Raw genomic sequence first — 14,810 nt, forward strand, 5'->3', positions numbered from 1 at the left:
GAAAGTACACAAAGCGGTCCCGAAAGTACACAACCTGCTCGTGAAAGTACAATAAGCTGCCGAACACCGCGGCCTCTCCTCGCTTACGGCTGATCTACCTCAATCCCCCGCTCCTTCAGCATTTCAATCACGCCGAGCGCGGCCTGTTCCTTCATCTTCGCCTCGACCATGATGTCGACGTCCTTTCCGTCCAGTTCCTCAAGCAGCCAGTCGAGGTCTTCGGGCACGATGTAGTTATGGTGCGGACGGTCGTCAGGGCGGTCGCGTCCAGAACTGATGTGGATTTTCGGGATGCCCACCCGCTCCCATGTTTTCCAGACGCGCGGCAGCAGCTCGTCCAGCGGTTCGTCCGCCGGATGGCAGCGGTGGTGATGGATGTCGAAGCAGGCTGGGATGCCGGCCGCTTCGCAGACATATAGCACCTCGGACAGATTATATGTCCGGTCGTCGTTCTCGTAGCGCAACTTGGTGCGGATCCATTCCGGGAGCCGCTCCGTCTCCTCGATCAGCCGCCCAAGCGCGGCTTCCGGATCGCCGTATTTCCCGCCGAGATGGAGGATCATGTCTTCCGCCCCGGTCAGTTCCATGAGCGTCGCATGGTGCTCGAGGTCCTCATGCGTTTTCCTGACGACTTCAGGGTTGGGTGAGTTCAGCACCGAGTACTGGCCCGGATGCATGGAAATCCGCAGATTGAATTTGTCCCGAAGGGCTTTGATCTCCCCGCAGACTTCCTGCACGTCGGGGTCATTCGCCCAGTCCCACGTGTTCACCGGATGCGTCGCGAGCACGATCAGGTCACTGCTCAGCCGGTAGAATCCGATGCCGTGGACGATGTTCCACCCTATGATTTTCTTTGTGTGGCGCAGATTGGCGAGCGTCAGCTCTTTGACTACCCGCTCGCCCTCCTTCTCCACTGTCGCCACGCGGCACGTGCGGAAGCCGCCTTTTAACGTCGTATTGATACAGGCATAGCCCACTTTCATGCTGTCGTCCTCCCATCCGGTCCTGCGTCTCTTGAGTATCTTTACCCCATCATCACGATTTTACCGGGGGATGGCAATTTCTCCTCCTTTAAAAGCAGCCGGGCATTTGTCCTTGACTTCTTTCGTTTACAAACGTAAACTTGAATCAAAGCTACATGTTCTTGAAGGGAGAGTTGCCTGATGAGCACGGAAACAGATTTCAAAGTGACCGATTCCGAATGGGAAGTCATGCGGGTCATCTGGGCACACGGTAAGGTATCCAGCAAACAGATCATCGAGGTCCTACAACAGAAGATGGGATGGAAGCCCGGCACGACCAAAACCTTCATCGGCCGGCTCGTCAATAAAGGGATGCTGGACACCGAAACGGAAGGACGGCGGTACCTATATTCCGCGAAAGTCGGAGAAAACGAGTTTGTCCGCCATTCGCTGGGCGAGTTTTTCAGCCATGTGTGCAATAAGGAAGTTGGAAAGACGATAGCGGGTGTCCTGTCAGGGGCTACTCTCAGCCATCAGGACATCGCCCTTCTCCAGGAAGTTCTCGATGCGAAAAAGGAACACGCGGTGGATGAGGTTCCGTGCAACTGTATTCCCGGACAATGTCACTGCAATGTGCATCATCATTAAGGTTCATCGTGTCTAATTACGTGTTGAGTAATAGGACCTCTTTTCCGCCTTTTGTATACCCCCCACTCGTATGCAGAAAATACACTTGACAGCTAACGTTTACAAACGTAGACTTTAGGTAAGAAGACTACAAATGTAAACAACAACTCAGAAGCCGTCAAGTTTGTAAACAATCAAGGAGGATTTATAATGAAAGAAACGACTCTTGAGGTCCGCGGCATGTCGTGCGGCCATTGTGTAAATGCTATTGAAGGAAGCGTCGGAGAACTCCCTGGCGTTCTGCAGGTGAAGGTGGATCTGCAAAAAGCGCAAGTGTCAGTTTCCTACGACGAAGCGACCAGTTCCCCAACAGCGATCAAAGAGAACATTGAAGAACAAGGTTACGGTGTAGCCTGATTTCTTTTGGCAAAAATATACCCCTTAGCGGTATAAGTGAAAGGTGGAACGAAGATGACTGTTTCAGCTAAAGAAGCCAACATACAGATCACCGGGATGACGTGCGCGGCTTGTGCAACCCGAATCGAAAAAGGGCTGAACCGGATGGAAGGCGTCGAGCAGGCGTCCGTCAACCTGGCCCTCGAGAGCTCCTCGATCACGTATGATCCATCCAAACTGAGCGAAGCCGATTTTGAACAGAAGATCGAAGCGCTCGGCTATGGAGTGGTAAAACAAAAAGCGGAATTTGAGATCACCGGCATGACCTGCGCCGCATGTTCGACACGCGTCGAAAAAGGGCTGAGCAGGATGGACGGCGTGGCGTCGGCAAACGTCAACCTGGCCCTTGAACGGGCAACCATTGAATACAACCCTTCTGAAGTATCCATCCGGGATATCATTGAAAAAGTCGAAAAGCTCGGCTACGGCGCGCATCAGAAGCAGGACGGTGAGGAACCGGCCGATTACCGGGAACAGCACATCAAAGACCAGCAGCGCAAGTTCATCACGTCGCTGATCCTCTCCCTGCCGCTGCTCTGGACGATGTTTGCGCACTTCTCCTTCACGTCATTTATGTATGTGCCGGAAATCCTGATGAATCCGTGGGTGCAGATGGCGCTTGCGACTCCGGTCCAGTTCATCATCGGCAAGCAATTCTATGTGGGCGCCTACAAAGCGCTCCGCAACGGCAGTGCGAACATGGACGTTCTCGTCGCAATGGGTACCTCAGCCGCTTACTTCTACAGTGTCTATCAGGCGATTGCGACTACGGGAACCGATCATGTGCCCCACCTGTACTTTGAGACAAGTGCCGTGCTGATCACGCTGATTGTTCTCGGGAAACTGTTTGAAGTGAGAGCCAAGGGCCGTTCTTCCGAGGCGATCAAAAAACTGATGGGCCTCCAGGCCAAGACCGCGACCGTCCTGAGAGACGGAACGGAAAAAGAGATTCCGCTTGATGAAGTCATGGTCGGCGACACGATCCTCGTCAAACCGGGCGAAAAGATCCCGGTCGACGGTGAAATGCTGGAAGGCGCCACTGCCGTGGACGAATCGATGCTGTCCGGCGAGAGCCTTCCGGTCGACAAGCAGGCCGGAGACGCGCTTTTCGGATCCACCATCAACAAAAACGGGTTCATCAAGATGACCGCGACCAAGGTCGGACGCGATACTGCGCTTGCCCAGATCATCAAAGTCGTCGAAGATGCACAAGGCTCCAAAGCCCCGATCCAGCGCATGGCGGATAAAATTTCAGGAATCTTCGTCCCGATTGTCGTCGGCATTGCCGTTCTGGCATTTATCGCCTGGTTCTTCTTCGTCCAGCCGGGCGAATTCACGCCGGCCCTTGAAGTGCTGATCGCCATCCTGGTCATCGCCTGCCCATGTGCCCTCGGGCTTGCGACCCCGACTTCCATCATGGCGGGATCCGGCCGGGCAGCGGAATTCGGCATCCTGTTCAAGGGAGGCGAACACCTTGAGCAGACACAGGGCATCGACACGGTCGTCGTCGACAAGACCGGTACGGTCACCCACGGCAAGCCGGTCCTGACCGATGTCCGTATTGCGGACGGCCAGGATGAAGAACCTTTCCTCTCGCTGATCGGCGCTGCAGAGAAGCAGTCCGAGCACCCGCTCGCGGAAGCGATCGTACAGGGTGTTGAGAACCGGGGAATTCAGCTCGGCAACGTCCAATTCTTCGAAGCGGTTCCTGGCCATGGCGTCATTGCGACTGTGGACGGACAAGGAATCATCATCGGGACGCGCAAGCTGATGCAGGAATACGGCATCGATGTGCAGGAGGTCCTCCCTGTCATGGAAGAACTCGAACGCCAAGGCAAAACGGCCATGATCGCAGGGATCAACGGCCAATACGCCGGGATGGTCGCCGTCGCAGACACCGTAAAGGAAACGTCCGTCGAAGCCATCAAGCGCCTGAAAGACATGGGAATTCAGGTCATCATGATGACCGGTGACAACGAACGCACGGCACAGACAATCGGAAAACAGGTCGGCGTCGATGCGGTCATCGCTGAAGTGCTTCCGGAAGGCAAAGCGAAGGAAGTCGAGAATCTCCAGCAACAAGGCAAGAAAGTCGCCATGGTCGGCGACGGCATCAACGACGCCCCCGCCCTCGCTACCGCCGATGTCGGCATGGCGATCGGCACAGGCACGGACGTTGCGATGGAAGCCGCCGACATTACGCTCATCCGCGGCGACCTGAACAGCATCGCAGACGCCATCCTGATGAGCCGCAAAACGATGCGCAACATCAAGCAGAACCTGTTCTGGGCATTTGCCTACAACAGCGCCGGCATCCCGATTGCCGCCGCAGGCCTCCTCGCCCCTTGGGTCGCCGGCGCCGCCATGGCATTCAGCTCCGTGTCGGTCGTCCTGAACGCGCTGAGGCTGCAGAGAGTGAAGTTATCGAAATAACTATTATGAGCACCCGCTTTTGGGGTGCTTTTTTTATTGCTTAAGTTGGACATTTCTGTAACTCTGTCTTTTATAAATCGTCCTGTGATAAATGACCCCAATAAAGGCGAGGAGGCATATGTGAAATGTTCATCTACCTAAACCTGATCATTCTGTTGGTGTTTGCGGCTCTGATCAGTTCGATCGGCGGTTTCTTGATTGATTGGCTATTCAACAGATTGCCGGTACCCAGATTCATCGGAACGGTATCAGGAGCGCTCGCAACTCTCCTTCTCATCAGGGTGATTCTGTCTTTCCTCGATTTTCGTTTCTACGATGTGGCCGTAATCGGGCTCGCCATCACATTCTATATCCTTCTCGTCCTTCATTCGTATGGCATTCTGCACATTGCGTGGACAGGAATCGCGTTGATCCTCCTTATGGTGGCCGGGTACATTTATATCGTTGCTATCTCCATCTGAGTGAAGCAGGAAAGCCACTCATGCAGTCTGCTGTGTGGTTCTAATTTCGCCATCGCTCAGCCATTCATGATACAATGAATCAGACTGAATTTTCTGTGGAGGGGATACATATGCGTTTGACTGTGTATTTGGCCGGAGAGATCCACTCGTCCTGGCGGGATGAAATCAAACAGAAAGTAGCTGCCCTGAATCTGCCGATCGACTTTGTCGGGCCTCAGGAGAACCATGACCGCTCCGACAACATCGGCGAAGAGATCATCGGCGAGCAGCCGGGACCGTTCTACAAAGACTGGGCGGCATCGAGCTTCAACAACCTGCGCACCGAGGTGCTCATGCAGAAGTCAGATCTCGTCATCGCGCTGTTCGGTGAGAAATACAAGCAATGGAACACCGCAATGGACGCAAGCGCTGCGGTCGCGCTCGGCAAGCCGCTCATCCTTATCCGTCCGGAGCAGCACATCCATGCGCTAAAGGAACTTTCCCGCAAGGCAAGCGCCACCGTGGAAAACTGCGACCAGGCGATCAAAGCGCTCAAGTATATCTTTGACTAAGTGGAGGCATCCAATTATGGAGAATGAGAATAAATCGTTCAGCCTCGCTGACATCCGCACCCGTTATTTCATCTTCTTTGGTGGTGCAGTCGGAGCGGTGCTCGGGCTGATGGCCTATGTGAATGATTGGATTTAATGTAGACAGATGAAGCCGTCCGGCAGGCGCCGGACGGCTTTTTTATGGTTACCGATTTCGTCATTCAGATTGGCAATTTCGTCATTCGTGCCGGTAATCTCGTCATTCCGTCCTCCAGTTTCGTCATTCACCACAAATATAGCCACGAATGACGAAATCAACCGAGGGAATGACGAGATTGGACCGATGAATGATGAAACCTAGAGCTCGAATGACGAAATCGGCTGCGGATCATCCTTCCTGAAACTTTCCCGACTCAGCGAATAGATCACCTGCTGTTCCCCGAATCGTTCCACTCGTCTCTCCTCTTTCATCCCAAGCCGCTCCAGCAACCGGCGGGAGACAGTGTTGGCAGTTTGAGTTTCTGCAAGCAACCGATTCTGCCCAAGGTTGCAGAAGGCATGGCGGATGACTTCGCCTGCTACTTCACTCCCGAGGCCCCTGCCCCAAAACTTCGGCAGAAGCTGATAAGAGACCTCCTGGGCCTCCCCGTCATGGTGAAGGTCCAGTGAGACGGTGCCCATGAATACCCCGTCATCCTTATGGCGAACCAACCAGTAACTATCGGGATTCTCCAGTATGTCAGCGAAGGCCCGCTCCACTTCAGCGCCAGTTCTCGTTCCGCCCAGATATGCGCGCACCTGATCGTTTCCATAAAGCGATTTGACCGCCTCCAGATCACCAGCCTCCGGCGGCTCCAGTATACATCGGGCAGTCTCCAGCCTCATTCTTCCATAGCCCCTCTGATCTTCTTTTCAAGGGAGTCAAAATCGATTGAAGACACGTCAATCTCAGGCTCAACCCAGCCGAATCCGTCCCTTTTGTACCGCGGAACGATGTGCATATGATAATGCTCCACATCTTTGAATATCCCGTTGTTCTGCATGATGGTGATGCCGTCCGTCCCTAAGGATGATTCAATTGCCTTCGCAGCCTTCTGCGCGGCAAGGATCACCGCCTGCAGGCTGTCCGGATCCACATCAGCGAACTCCACCGCATGCCGCTTTGGCACGATGAGGACGTGCCCCGGGTTGATCGGGTACTTATCAAGGAAACAGCAGACGAGGTCGTCCTCATAGATGATATGCCCCTTGGCTTTCCTATTGATGATGTCGCAAAAAATACAGGTCGGCATAGCTATTCCCCTTTCAAACCAGTTGATTGTCTCTCCAATTTCGTCATTCGGATTGGCAATTTCGTCATTCGTGCCGGTAATCTCGTCATTCCGCCCTCCAGTTTCGTCATTCACTTTGAAGGCAACTGTGAATGACAAGATTAAGAAGCCGAATGCTGAAACCTAAGGACTGAATGACGAAATTGCCTGCGGACCACCTTCTCCCGCTGCCCCCAGTTCCCAATCATCTCCTAATCCTGTACAATTGGAGAAAGATGGGAGGTGACCGGGATGAAACAGAAATGGATGTTGCATGGCATCGGAGCCGGGATCATCAGCGGCATGTTGCTCGGGGCATTTTTGTGGGCGGTTGAGGAACAAAGCGGCCATAGCGTGTACACGCTCCTCATGAATGTCGACTATATCCCGGTCGTGAACGCCTTCACCTATCCCGCTCCTGTCGAATTCCTTTTCCATCTGATTGTCTCGGTCATCCTCGCGACCGTCCTTTTGTGGCTCGTCAGACGGATGCGGATGCTCGGCAACCGCGTCATCGTCTGGCTCGTCACCGTGAACACCCTGATCGGTGCCCTGATCTGGCCGGTCACTTCCTTTTCCGGCCGCACTCCGTCACCTGCCGACTGGGTGTCTCTCGCCTGGTGGCTCGCGGGACATGCGCTTTACGGTGCGGTGCTGGGATGGCTATTCCGGGAAAAAGATTAATGCGTTCCCATCAAACCTTAAACATTTTCTGTACAAGTAATTTCGATTGTATGATTCATAGGGTCTAATATGGGAAAGCTCCAATAGCCTTTCCATTCGGGTTTATTAAAATAGCTTGTTACACCATGATTAATCACCGAGCGCACAATTTCATTAAAATCCTCTTGTTCACACTCTATCGACCAGCCTGTCCTTGGTACTGTACCTCCCTCCCATCCTGGTTGAATTGAAAATGAAGGAGTTAATGGCTCGAAATCCTTATGGAAACCAATACTTAATTGATGCTCACCTATCTTAAAGGCAATCGAGTTTTCACTTTCCCAGATAAGATTTAAATGAAGGATTTCAGTATAAAACCACTTCATCCTCTCCAAATCGTTTCAATATAGGTGAACCCGAATCGTTTTGCCATTTTGGTCATCCCTTCAACTCTCCCCTTGAAGAGTCCTCTTACTCCAGTATGCGCATGATATCCTGCGGTTTCTCAAAGTTGTATGCCGCGGAAATCTTCTCCGGATGTTTGCAGCCCCACAAGGCCAGACCAAAGTCGATACCGGTATCCCGTGCACATTTATAGTCGTAAACCGTGTCCCCTATGTAAATCGCCGTCTTAGGATCGGCGCCTGAAATCTCAAGAAACTTCAATAGTGGATCCGGGTTGGGCTTGTGTTTTTCAGTGTCATCGGCGGAGACCGAGTGCGTCATATAGCCTGACAGTCCGAACGGCTCGAAGTCGTCTATGATTTCCTGATTTGTCTTTGAAGTCACGATGCCGAGTACCAGGCCCCGGTCCTCCAAGGTCCCCAGTACTTCCTTAATCCCGTCGAACACCTTGATCTCGTGAAAGAACTCTTTCATGAAATGATTCCAGCGCTTGTTCGCCTGCCCGATATCCGTGATATCCAGCAGGGGAAGTGAGCTGGAACCCGGGATTCCAAGGACGAACGTCAACTCTTCCAGCGGCATCTGTTTGCCGTAGTCTTCTTTCAGCATTTTTTGAAGCGAACCCAGGACGGCTTTTTCCGTGTCAATTAGTGTTCCGTCGACATCAAAGATAATGGTGTTGTACATGTGAACCCTCTCCCTATCTCTATTGATTTCACTCAAACGGACTGTCGGAAAACCGCTCCGGCACGGGCTGGTCCACGCCGTACCTGGCAAATTCGGTATCAAGATCCGGATACTGCGCTTCCACAAGCTGCAACGTTTCTTCAAGCACTTCCTGCATTCTTGCAGCAGCCTCAGTCGGGGACTCCCTGTACATCTCCCTCAGCCGCCACTCCAGGTTTTCCGGCTTGACCGGAAGTTCGTGAAGCCGCTTGAACATCCATTTGTAGGTCGGGAAGTAAGAGCCGTTCAGCGCGAGCAGAACGATGAAGAGGCTGGATTGGATGTTGCTCATGATGTTAAAGAAGGCCGCCGGATTATTTCGGCGGGCCGCAAAGTGGAGCTGGCGCAGATGGAAGTGCGGCAGGTACTCATCCAGGAAGCGGCGGGCCAGTTCATCCGGGTACTGCTCTGTCCTTTCTTGCCACTTCCGGACCAGCTCCTCCCCGTACAGGGGGATGCCTGTGCGTACTGTGTCGACAACATTATGCGCTCCAAGGTCTGTGCTGAACTCATCGAAAACCCGGTCCAGGATATCCTCTTCCTCCGATACGGATTTATGCCACAGGTCCACAGGAAAGCCTTCGATCTCAAGGGCGCTCTCATGGCCGTGGTCGATTTTCGGATACCGGTGGACTGCACCCAGTTCCCCGGCGATGGCACGCTTTTCTTCTTTGTTGGGCTGCCGGTCCCAATAAGCGATCAGTTCCAGGTCCGAGTACACGTCAGAATAGCCCCGCGCTGCGGAGCCGCCGACCAGTATCGCCCGGATGCCGGCTTTCCCTTTTAGCTTCTCCGCGAGGTTTCTGGCTGCGTCCAGTCTCCATTCCGTCTGATGATCCATCCTCCCCAACTCCCTTCATGATTGACTTCCACTAAACTCATCTGTGCATTTCTTCGTCACAACAAGCGTTTTCCCGGCCCTCTCCGGGGAATAGAAAACTATTCTATTAAGTGCGGGGTGGCCAAATGATAAAAACGATCGGAAAGCTGGCACTCATCGGATTCATCGCGGGTTTGGTACTGATCGCGGTCATGAAGGTGATCCAATGGGTGACCGGGAGCCCGGCGTATGTGCTTCTGTTCAACTTTGACTACATACCTGTCGTGAACACATGGGAACCCGTCTGGCTGGTCGGGTTCATGTTCCACAACATCACCTGCATCGTGAGCGCGGTCGTGCTGTATTTCCTGCTGAGGCCGTTCGGGATGGAAAAGCAGATCCTGCCGTATGTCGCGGTCTATTCTATCGGCGGCGGGCTGCTGTTTTCACTCACCGCACTTTCCGAGCAGCCGCCCGATTTCTCTGACGGAGAGGCGTGGATCTGGTGGACGCTCGCCCACGCTGTGTTCGGCTGGGTCGTCGGCGGACTGATCAGGCGTTGGATCTAAAACTCTGGTTAATGAGTTCTTTATAAGCCGGGCTCAGTTCACTCCATACGTCGAACCGGTTGCCGTCCGGATCGGCAAAGACGAAATTCCGTCCGGCGTGGCCGCGGTCTTCGATGTCACCGACGCGGATTCCTTTATCCGTGAATTCCTGGTGGACCGATTCGAGAGCTTCCAGACCGTCCACTTCAAAGGTCAGCGAAAACCGCTCCTCACCGTGGATATCGGTGAAATTCGACCGCTCGCCTTCCGCCGCTTTCACGAGAAAGAAGCTTTGTCCCGCAAGGTTGACAATCGCTTTGTCCTCATCCCGGTAACTGATTTCGGCATCCAGGTAATCCGTGTACCATCTTGACGAACGGTCCACATCCATCACCGGAACATAGACTGTCCCCACTCTCAATAACCTTCCGCTCACTTGCATCCCCCCTGGAACCTTGTTCAGTAACATTCTCTTTCCCTTTCCAGTTCTCCTTCAGACAGCAAAAGCCTCCAAACCACTAACGGTTCGGAGGCTTTCTCAATCAATTCTCTTCTTTCGTCCTGGTCGACAGCGCAATCAGTGCCGGAAGCAAGATCGGCATCATGACAAAGGCCAGGAGCACGAGTCCTACGATGACCACAATCGCTACCTGAATGAGTGTCAGGATACCGGACGGGATCAGCGCAGCGAAGGTGCCGCCGAGGATGATCGCAGCCGAGATGACGACGCTGCCCATGTGGCGGGACGCGTCGACGATCGCGCGCTTCGGATCGCCGTCGGTTTCCTTATAGCGCATCATAAGGAAGATGCTGTAGTCGACGCCCAGTGCAACGATCATGATAAAGCTGAAGAACGGAACGTTCCAGCCAAGTTCGCTCATGCCGAGGAACCAGTTGCTCAGCATCTCCGTCGCACCGAGTGCCGCAGCGTACGACAGGATCAGCGAGATGATGATGAAGATCGGCTGGAGGACGGAGCGTGTGATGAAGATCAGCACAATCGCGATACCGATCAGCATGATCGCTGCCGTCCGACTAAAGTCGCCCGCCGACATCTCCTGCAGGTCAGCATTCTGCGAAGACTTGCCGCCGACGGCCATGTCCGCATCCGCCAGTTCGGTGCCTTTAATCCCCGATTGTGCCTGATCACGGACCACCTGGACGACATCCATCGCTTCCGCGGAGAACGGGTTGACGTCAAGGATGACCGTCATCCGGGCGGTCTTCCGGTCAGGCGACATGTACATGTCGAGCGCCTCCTGGAAGTCCTCGCCTTTCAGAATGTCTTCCGGAACGAAGAATGTTCCGGACGCTTCCGAATCGCTGAGGCCACCGAGGTAACTCTGTGCTTCTTCCAGCCCTTCGCTGACCTGTCCGAGGCCTTCGGTGCTTGCAGCAAGGCCGGTCTGGAGCTGGCCCATCTTTTCCTGAAGGTCGGAAAGTCCTGCCATCAGCTGCTGCTGACCGTTATTGACTGTATCCAGACCGGTTGCGAGTCCGCCGGATTCCTGCTGGATGCGTCCGGCACCGGCTGCCCCGTCATTCAGGCCCGATTCCAGTTCAGATGCACCCGATTGAAGCTGTCCGACTCCTGTCTTCAGGGCGCCCAGGCCGTCTTCCACAGACTGGAGCGAGGCATTCGCTTCACGGAACTGGGCAAGCACGCCCTCATACTGTGGTGTCATCTGGTCAAGCTGTGCGCTCAGGCCGGCCAGCTGTTCCTGAGCCGCCTTGGCTGTGCCAAGCGCCTGCTGGACATTCGGGTCCTGAGCCATGTCCGGGTTGCTTTCAATCAGTGCGTTGAGCGAGGCCTCGATCTGGCCGAACGCGCCCTGTGCACCAGCCACCGCCTCACGGATGCCGTTAAAGTACTGCGTGAACGAGCCGAGGCCAGATTCGATCGCCGTGTAGCCGTTGTGCAGCTCGGTGACACCGTTTTGCAGGGTCTGCACATTTTCATTTGCGGAGGCAAGCCCCTGACGGATCTCGCCGGCACCAGCCGCCCCGTTCTGCATCCCGGACGTCACCTGGCCGAGCGCATCCTGAAGGGAAGCCGCGCCCCTTTTCAGTTCGCCGGTGCCGTCTATCAGGCGCTGAACGTTGGAGAGGTCGGTGCTGCTTCCGCTGCCGACCTGCCCTTCCGCATCCGTCAGGCCGCCGCGGATTTCCTCGACGCCCGACTTCGCATCGCCGAGCCCGCTGTTCAGCGTCCTCGACTGGTCATCAATATACAGTTCCCCGATTCGTTCGCCTGCCGGGCGGGTCGGCGCGAGCACTTTCGAGACACCGTCGACCTTGCCGATCTTGCCGGCCAGTTCATCCAATGTCTTCAGCGTTTCCTGCGAATCCATCGGTTCATCAGTTTGGATCATAATGGTTGCCGGAGACGAGAAGCCCGGTTCAAAATGCTTTTCAATGACATTGATGCCCTGCTTGGATTCATATTTATCGTCCACTTCATACAGGTCGTTGTAGTTCAGCGTCCCGTCATGCAGGAGGATGAACGGCACACAGACCGCGAGTGTGAACAGCAGTGCCAGAAACGGCCGGAGCACCGACTGTTTGGACAGGAAATGCCAAAGCTTGCTGTCGCCGTGGCCTTCGAAATTCTTCGAAGGCCAGAACATCTTCCGGCCGAGCAGCGCCATGAAAAACGGGTTCAGCGTCATGAGGACAAGCAGCAACACCGCGACACCGATGCCAATCGCAGATGTCGACTGATACAGCGAAAACTCGGCAAGTGCGAGCACCGAGACACCGATCATGACCGCGACGCCGCTGTAAAGAACCGTTTTCCCGGCAGTCCGATAGGTTTCAAGAAGGGCGGCCACCTTGCTTTCCTGGCGGCTCAGCTCCTCCTTGAAGCGCGTGAACAGCAGGATGTTGTAGTCGGTCCCGATCCCGAACAGAATGACGACGAGGAACACCTGCGTGAAGTTCGAAAACGGGAAGTCCAACTTATCGACAATCTGTGTGACGACGCCGAGCGAGACGAGGTACGACACCCCGACACCGAGCAGCGAGACAAACGGAACGACCGGAGAGCGGAACACCGCGATCAGGATGAGGACGATAAAGATGACCGCAATCAGCTCGGTCTTTTTCACGCCGTCCTGAGTCGAACTCGAAAAGTCATCGGTGATCAGTTCTGCACCGGTCAGATACGTGTCGACGCCGTCCGCCTGAACCGCTTCCCGGATGTCTTTACGGACGTCCTTCAGCTCGCCCTGCGTCTTGTCGACCGAAACTTGGGCAAGGTACGTTGTGTTATCTTCAGACGCAAGCTGCGCTTCCGCCTCCTCGCTGTCAAACGGAGTGAGAAGATCCGTGATGCCGAGTTTTTTCCGGTCCGACTCCAGCCCATCGATGACCGACCGGATCTGTTCCTTCTGGGTTTCGCTCAATGCCTTGCCATTGCCGCTGTTAAAGACGGCGATCAGCTCATAGCGGTCACCCTCCCCGCTCAGGTCTTTCGCCATCTCATCTGCGACGACGCTCTGGAACGAGTCGGGAATCGAAATCTGCCCTTTTTCCCGGACCAGCTGTTCCATGTCCGGCATCGTGACGACGGCCAGCACCGTGGCCAGAAGCCAGAGGACGAGCGCCGTGATTCTTGCTGTCTTAGATTTCATCATTGGATCACCTTTCGTCTATATTGCACAAAGCGGAATGAATGTTCATTCCGTTTTGAAGTTTTTTCGGAATGAGTATTCATTCCGTTTCATCCGGGAAAGCCATCAGCCCGCGCTGATGGCATCCCAGCAACTTTTCTCAATCCCGGCCAGCAGTTCATCATCCGGCTCCAGTATCCCGTCTTCGAACGTCCGGGAAAGGTGGAAAATCGTCCCGTAGACGATAGCGATAAATGCCTGTGACGGCAGATCGCGCAGCAACCCCGCTTCTTTACCTTCATCGAGATGGCGCTCGATAAAGTCCATGAAGCCTTCGAAATCCGACTTGCTCTGTTCATCGAGGAAATAGGCGTTTACCGTCGCGTTGATGAACCTGAAAGCTTCCGGCTGCTCGCGGGAATAGCGGATCAGTTGGTAAAAGACATGACGGAACTTTTCCCTGAAATCCTTCTGCTCCGGAAAACCGGCCTGGAGCGTTGCCGCAAACTGCGCCACGGATCCGCGGAACAGCTCATTGACGAGCTTCTGCTTGTTCTCGAAATACCGGTAGATCGTCCCTGCGCCGACCTTCGCCTCTTCTGCGATCATCGGCACCGTCGTCCCGTCATACCCGCGCTCGGCAAACAGCTTCTGCGCGGCCCTCAGTATGTTTTCATGCTTATTTTCCGCCACAAGACCCCTCCTGTTCTTCCGGCAAAAAAGACCGGAATGAACGTTCATTCCTCTATTATAATCCGTTTCTCCCTGATTGCAAGAGGCATGATCGATGAAGCCAGCAGATGCGCCCTTCCCGGTTTGAGACTGCTCTTCCAAAAGAAAAAGCCAACCCGTTATCTATTTTTACTGAGAATAACGGAATTGACCATGCTGTTTATAAGGACGCCCAATACAGTACCGACGAAAATGGAAACGGCCATAAATCCATATCCGATCCCTTCCCAGGCACCGATATAGAAGCTGAAAATAAATATTCCGATGCTGATTACAAGAAGACCCAAGTACCCAAATTTAAGGAGTTGAGTTTTCTTTTCCGGTATCGACTTTTGCAGAATGATGGACGAGATCACCAAAAGCAGTGTCACTCCCAGTGCGATATAAATAAAAACTTCAAAGCCTGCCACCATATCTCCCCCTTTTATCCACCTGGTGTTTCTGCCTTTCCCCGTCTCTCAAGATCATTGTACAAACATAACACACATTATTCAAAAATCTCTCAGTTGATTCACCTGATATGAGG

At 54.1% G+C, this 14,810-nt stretch carries 18 protein-coding genes; 7 read left to right on the forward strand and 11 right to left on the reverse strand.

Annotation, left to right across the window (positions count from 1 at the left end):
* Positions 1–83: 83 nt before the first annotated feature.
* A complete protein-coding gene (gene uvsE, locus BMX91_RS08960; protein ID WP_092052570.1) occupies positions 84–983 on the reverse strand; it encodes a UV DNA damage repair endonuclease UvsE in 900 nt (299 codons plus the stop codon).
* A 180-nt stretch (positions 984–1,163) separates the two neighbouring features.
* On the opposite strand from uvsE, the gene BMX91_RS08965 reads away from it, so the two are divergent.
* From BMX91_RS08965 to BMX91_RS08985, 5 genes are all read left to right on the forward strand, one after another.
* Positions 1,164–1,610, forward strand: a complete 447-nt coding sequence (locus BMX91_RS08965) for a CopY/TcrY family copper transport repressor (protein WP_092052573.1) — start codon at positions 1,164–1,166, stop codon at positions 1,608–1,610.
* Positions 1,611–1,799: 189 nt separating this feature from the next.
* Positions 1,800–2,006 carry a copper chaperone CopZ gene (gene copZ / locus BMX91_RS08970; RefSeq protein WP_092052577.1) on the forward strand — a complete coding sequence of 69 codons (207 nt, stop codon included), beginning with the start codon at positions 1,800–1,802 and terminating at the stop codon, positions 2,004–2,006.
* A 54-nt stretch (positions 2,007–2,060) separates the two neighbouring features.
* Entirely contained in the window at positions 2,061–4,478 is a 2,418-nt protein-coding gene (locus tag BMX91_RS08975; RefSeq protein ID WP_092052581.1) for a heavy metal translocating P-type ATPase, read from the forward strand.
* A gap of 125 nt (positions 4,479–4,603) precedes the next feature.
* Positions 4,604–4,939, forward strand: coding sequence for a hypothetical protein (locus tag BMX91_RS08980; RefSeq protein WP_092052584.1), 336 nt, complete (start codon positions 4,604–4,606; stop codon positions 4,937–4,939).
* A 110-nt stretch (positions 4,940–5,049) separates the two neighbouring features.
* The gene (locus BMX91_RS08985; RefSeq protein WP_092052587.1) at positions 5,050–5,490 is read left to right on the forward strand and encodes a YtoQ family protein; all 441 of its coding nucleotides are present in this window, start codon (positions 5,050–5,052) and stop codon (positions 5,488–5,490) included.
* Positions 5,491–5,622: 132 nt separating this feature from the next.
* Here the strand turns inward: BMX91_RS08985 and BMX91_RS15745 are convergent, their stop codons facing one another.
* The 3 genes from BMX91_RS15745 to BMX91_RS08995 form a co-directional block, all read right to left on the reverse strand.
* Positions 5,623–5,760, reverse strand: coding sequence for a hypothetical protein (locus tag BMX91_RS15745; protein WP_177168336.1), 138 nt, complete (start codon positions 5,758–5,760; stop codon positions 5,623–5,625).
* Positions 5,761–5,826: 66 nt separating this feature from the next.
* Positions 5,827–6,354, reverse strand: coding sequence for a GNAT family N-acetyltransferase (locus BMX91_RS08990; RefSeq protein WP_092052590.1), 528 nt, complete (start codon positions 6,352–6,354; stop codon positions 5,827–5,829).
* On the reverse strand, positions 6,351–6,899 hold the full coding sequence (locus BMX91_RS08995) for an HIT family protein (protein WP_245744369.1): 549 nt from the start codon (positions 6,897–6,899) through the stop codon (positions 6,351–6,353). Before BMX91_RS08995 ends, BMX91_RS08990 begins: the two co-directional genes overlap by 4 nt.
* Before the next feature lie 132 nt (positions 6,900–7,031).
* Between BMX91_RS08995 and BMX91_RS09000 the strand changes: the two genes are divergently transcribed.
* Positions 7,032–7,463 (forward strand): hypothetical protein, encoded by a 432-nt coding sequence (locus BMX91_RS09000; protein WP_092052599.1) that lies wholly within the window; start codon positions 7,032–7,034, stop codon positions 7,461–7,463.
* A 17-nt stretch (positions 7,464–7,480) separates the two neighbouring features.
* Here BMX91_RS09000 and BMX91_RS15635 read toward each other — a convergent pair whose 3' ends face one another.
* From BMX91_RS15635 to BMX91_RS09010, 3 genes are all read right to left on the reverse strand, one after another.
* The gene (locus BMX91_RS15635; RefSeq protein ID WP_143059367.1) at positions 7,481–7,828 is read right to left on the reverse strand and encodes a hypothetical protein; all 348 of its coding nucleotides are present in this window, start codon (positions 7,826–7,828) and stop codon (positions 7,481–7,483) included.
* Between the two features lie 85 nt (positions 7,829–7,913).
* Positions 7,914–8,534, reverse strand: a complete 621-nt coding sequence (locus BMX91_RS09005; protein WP_092052602.1) for an HAD family hydrolase — start codon at positions 8,532–8,534, stop codon at positions 7,914–7,916.
* A gap of 28 nt (positions 8,535–8,562) precedes the next feature.
* A complete protein-coding gene (locus BMX91_RS09010) occupies positions 8,563–9,414 on the reverse strand; it encodes a DUF4037 domain-containing protein (RefSeq protein ID WP_092052606.1) in 852 nt (283 codons plus the stop codon).
* A gap of 125 nt (positions 9,415–9,539) precedes the next feature.
* Between BMX91_RS09010 and BMX91_RS09015 the strand changes: the two genes are divergently transcribed.
* Positions 9,540–9,962: a hypothetical protein gene (locus BMX91_RS09015; protein WP_245744371.1), complete on the forward strand. Its 423-nt coding sequence runs from the start codon at positions 9,540–9,542 to the stop codon at positions 9,960–9,962.
* Here the strand turns inward: BMX91_RS09015 and BMX91_RS09020 are convergent.
* From BMX91_RS09020 to BMX91_RS09035, 4 genes are all read right to left on the reverse strand, one after another.
* Positions 9,946–10,377 (reverse strand): VOC family protein, encoded by a 432-nt coding sequence (locus BMX91_RS09020; RefSeq protein ID WP_092052609.1) that lies wholly within the window; start codon positions 10,375–10,377, stop codon positions 9,946–9,948. The genes BMX91_RS09015 and BMX91_RS09020 overlap by 17 nt on opposite strands.
* Positions 10,378–10,483: 106 nt before the next feature.
* Entirely contained in the window at positions 10,484–13,576 is a 3,093-nt protein-coding gene (locus BMX91_RS09025; RefSeq protein ID WP_092052612.1) for an MMPL family transporter, read from the reverse strand.
* A 102-nt stretch (positions 13,577–13,678) separates the two neighbouring features.
* The gene (locus BMX91_RS09030) at positions 13,679–14,245 is read right to left on the reverse strand and encodes a TetR/AcrR family transcriptional regulator (RefSeq protein ID WP_092052614.1); all 567 of its coding nucleotides are present in this window, start codon (positions 14,243–14,245) and stop codon (positions 13,679–13,681) included.
* 158 nt (positions 14,246–14,403) lie between these two features.
* On the reverse strand, positions 14,404–14,694 hold the full coding sequence (locus BMX91_RS09035; RefSeq protein ID WP_177168337.1) for a YesK family protein: 291 nt from the start codon (positions 14,692–14,694) through the stop codon (positions 14,404–14,406).
* Between the last annotated feature and the right edge of the window lie 116 nt (positions 14,695–14,810).

This window comes from Bhargavaea ginsengi, from assembly GCF_900109165.1.
Lineage (GTDB): Bacteria > Bacillota > Bacilli > Bacillales_A > Planococcaceae > Bhargavaea > Bhargavaea ginsengi.

Bases quoted from the DNA above. Each gene is read 5' to 3' on its own strand.
- uvsE (WP_092052570.1), bottom strand. From the start codon at position 983: ATGAAAGTGGGCTATGCCTGTATCAATACGACGTTAAAAGGCGGCTTC.
- BMX91_RS08965 (WP_092052573.1), top strand. From the start codon at position 1,164: ATGAGCACGGAAACAGATTTCAAAGTGACCGATTCCGAATGGGAAGTC.
- copZ (WP_092052577.1), top strand. From the start codon at position 1,800: ATGAAAGAAACGACTCTTGAGGTCCGCGGCATGTCGTGCGGCCATTGT.
- BMX91_RS08975 (WP_092052581.1), top strand. From the start codon at position 2,061: ATGACTGTTTCAGCTAAAGAAGCCAACATACAGATCACCGGGATGACG.
- BMX91_RS08980 (WP_092052584.1), top strand. From the start codon at position 4,604: ATGTTCATCTACCTAAACCTGATCATTCTGTTGGTGTTTGCGGCTCTG.
- BMX91_RS08985 (WP_092052587.1), top strand. From the start codon at position 5,050: ATGCGTTTGACTGTGTATTTGGCCGGAGAGATCCACTCGTCCTGGCGG.
- BMX91_RS08990 (WP_092052590.1), bottom strand. From the start codon at position 6,354: ATGAGGCTGGAGACTGCCCGATGTATACTGGAGCCGCCGGAGGCTGGT.
- BMX91_RS09000 (WP_092052599.1), top strand. From the start codon at position 7,032: ATGAAACAGAAATGGATGTTGCATGGCATCGGAGCCGGGATCATCAGC.
- BMX91_RS15635 (WP_143059367.1), bottom strand. From the start codon at position 7,828: ATGAAGTGGTTTTATACTGAAATCCTTCATTTAAATCTTATCTGGGAA.
- BMX91_RS09005 (WP_092052602.1), bottom strand. From the start codon at position 8,534: ATGTACAACACCATTATCTTTGATGTCGACGGAACACTAATTGACACG.
- BMX91_RS09010 (WP_092052606.1), bottom strand. From the start codon at position 9,414: ATGGATCATCAGACGGAATGGAGACTGGACGCAGCCAGAAACCTCGCG.
- BMX91_RS09015 (WP_245744371.1), top strand. From the start codon at position 9,540: ATGATAAAAACGATCGGAAAGCTGGCACTCATCGGATTCATCGCGGGT.
- BMX91_RS09025 (WP_092052612.1), bottom strand. From the start codon at position 13,576: ATGATGAAATCTAAGACAGCAAGAATCACGGCGCTCGTCCTCTGGCTT.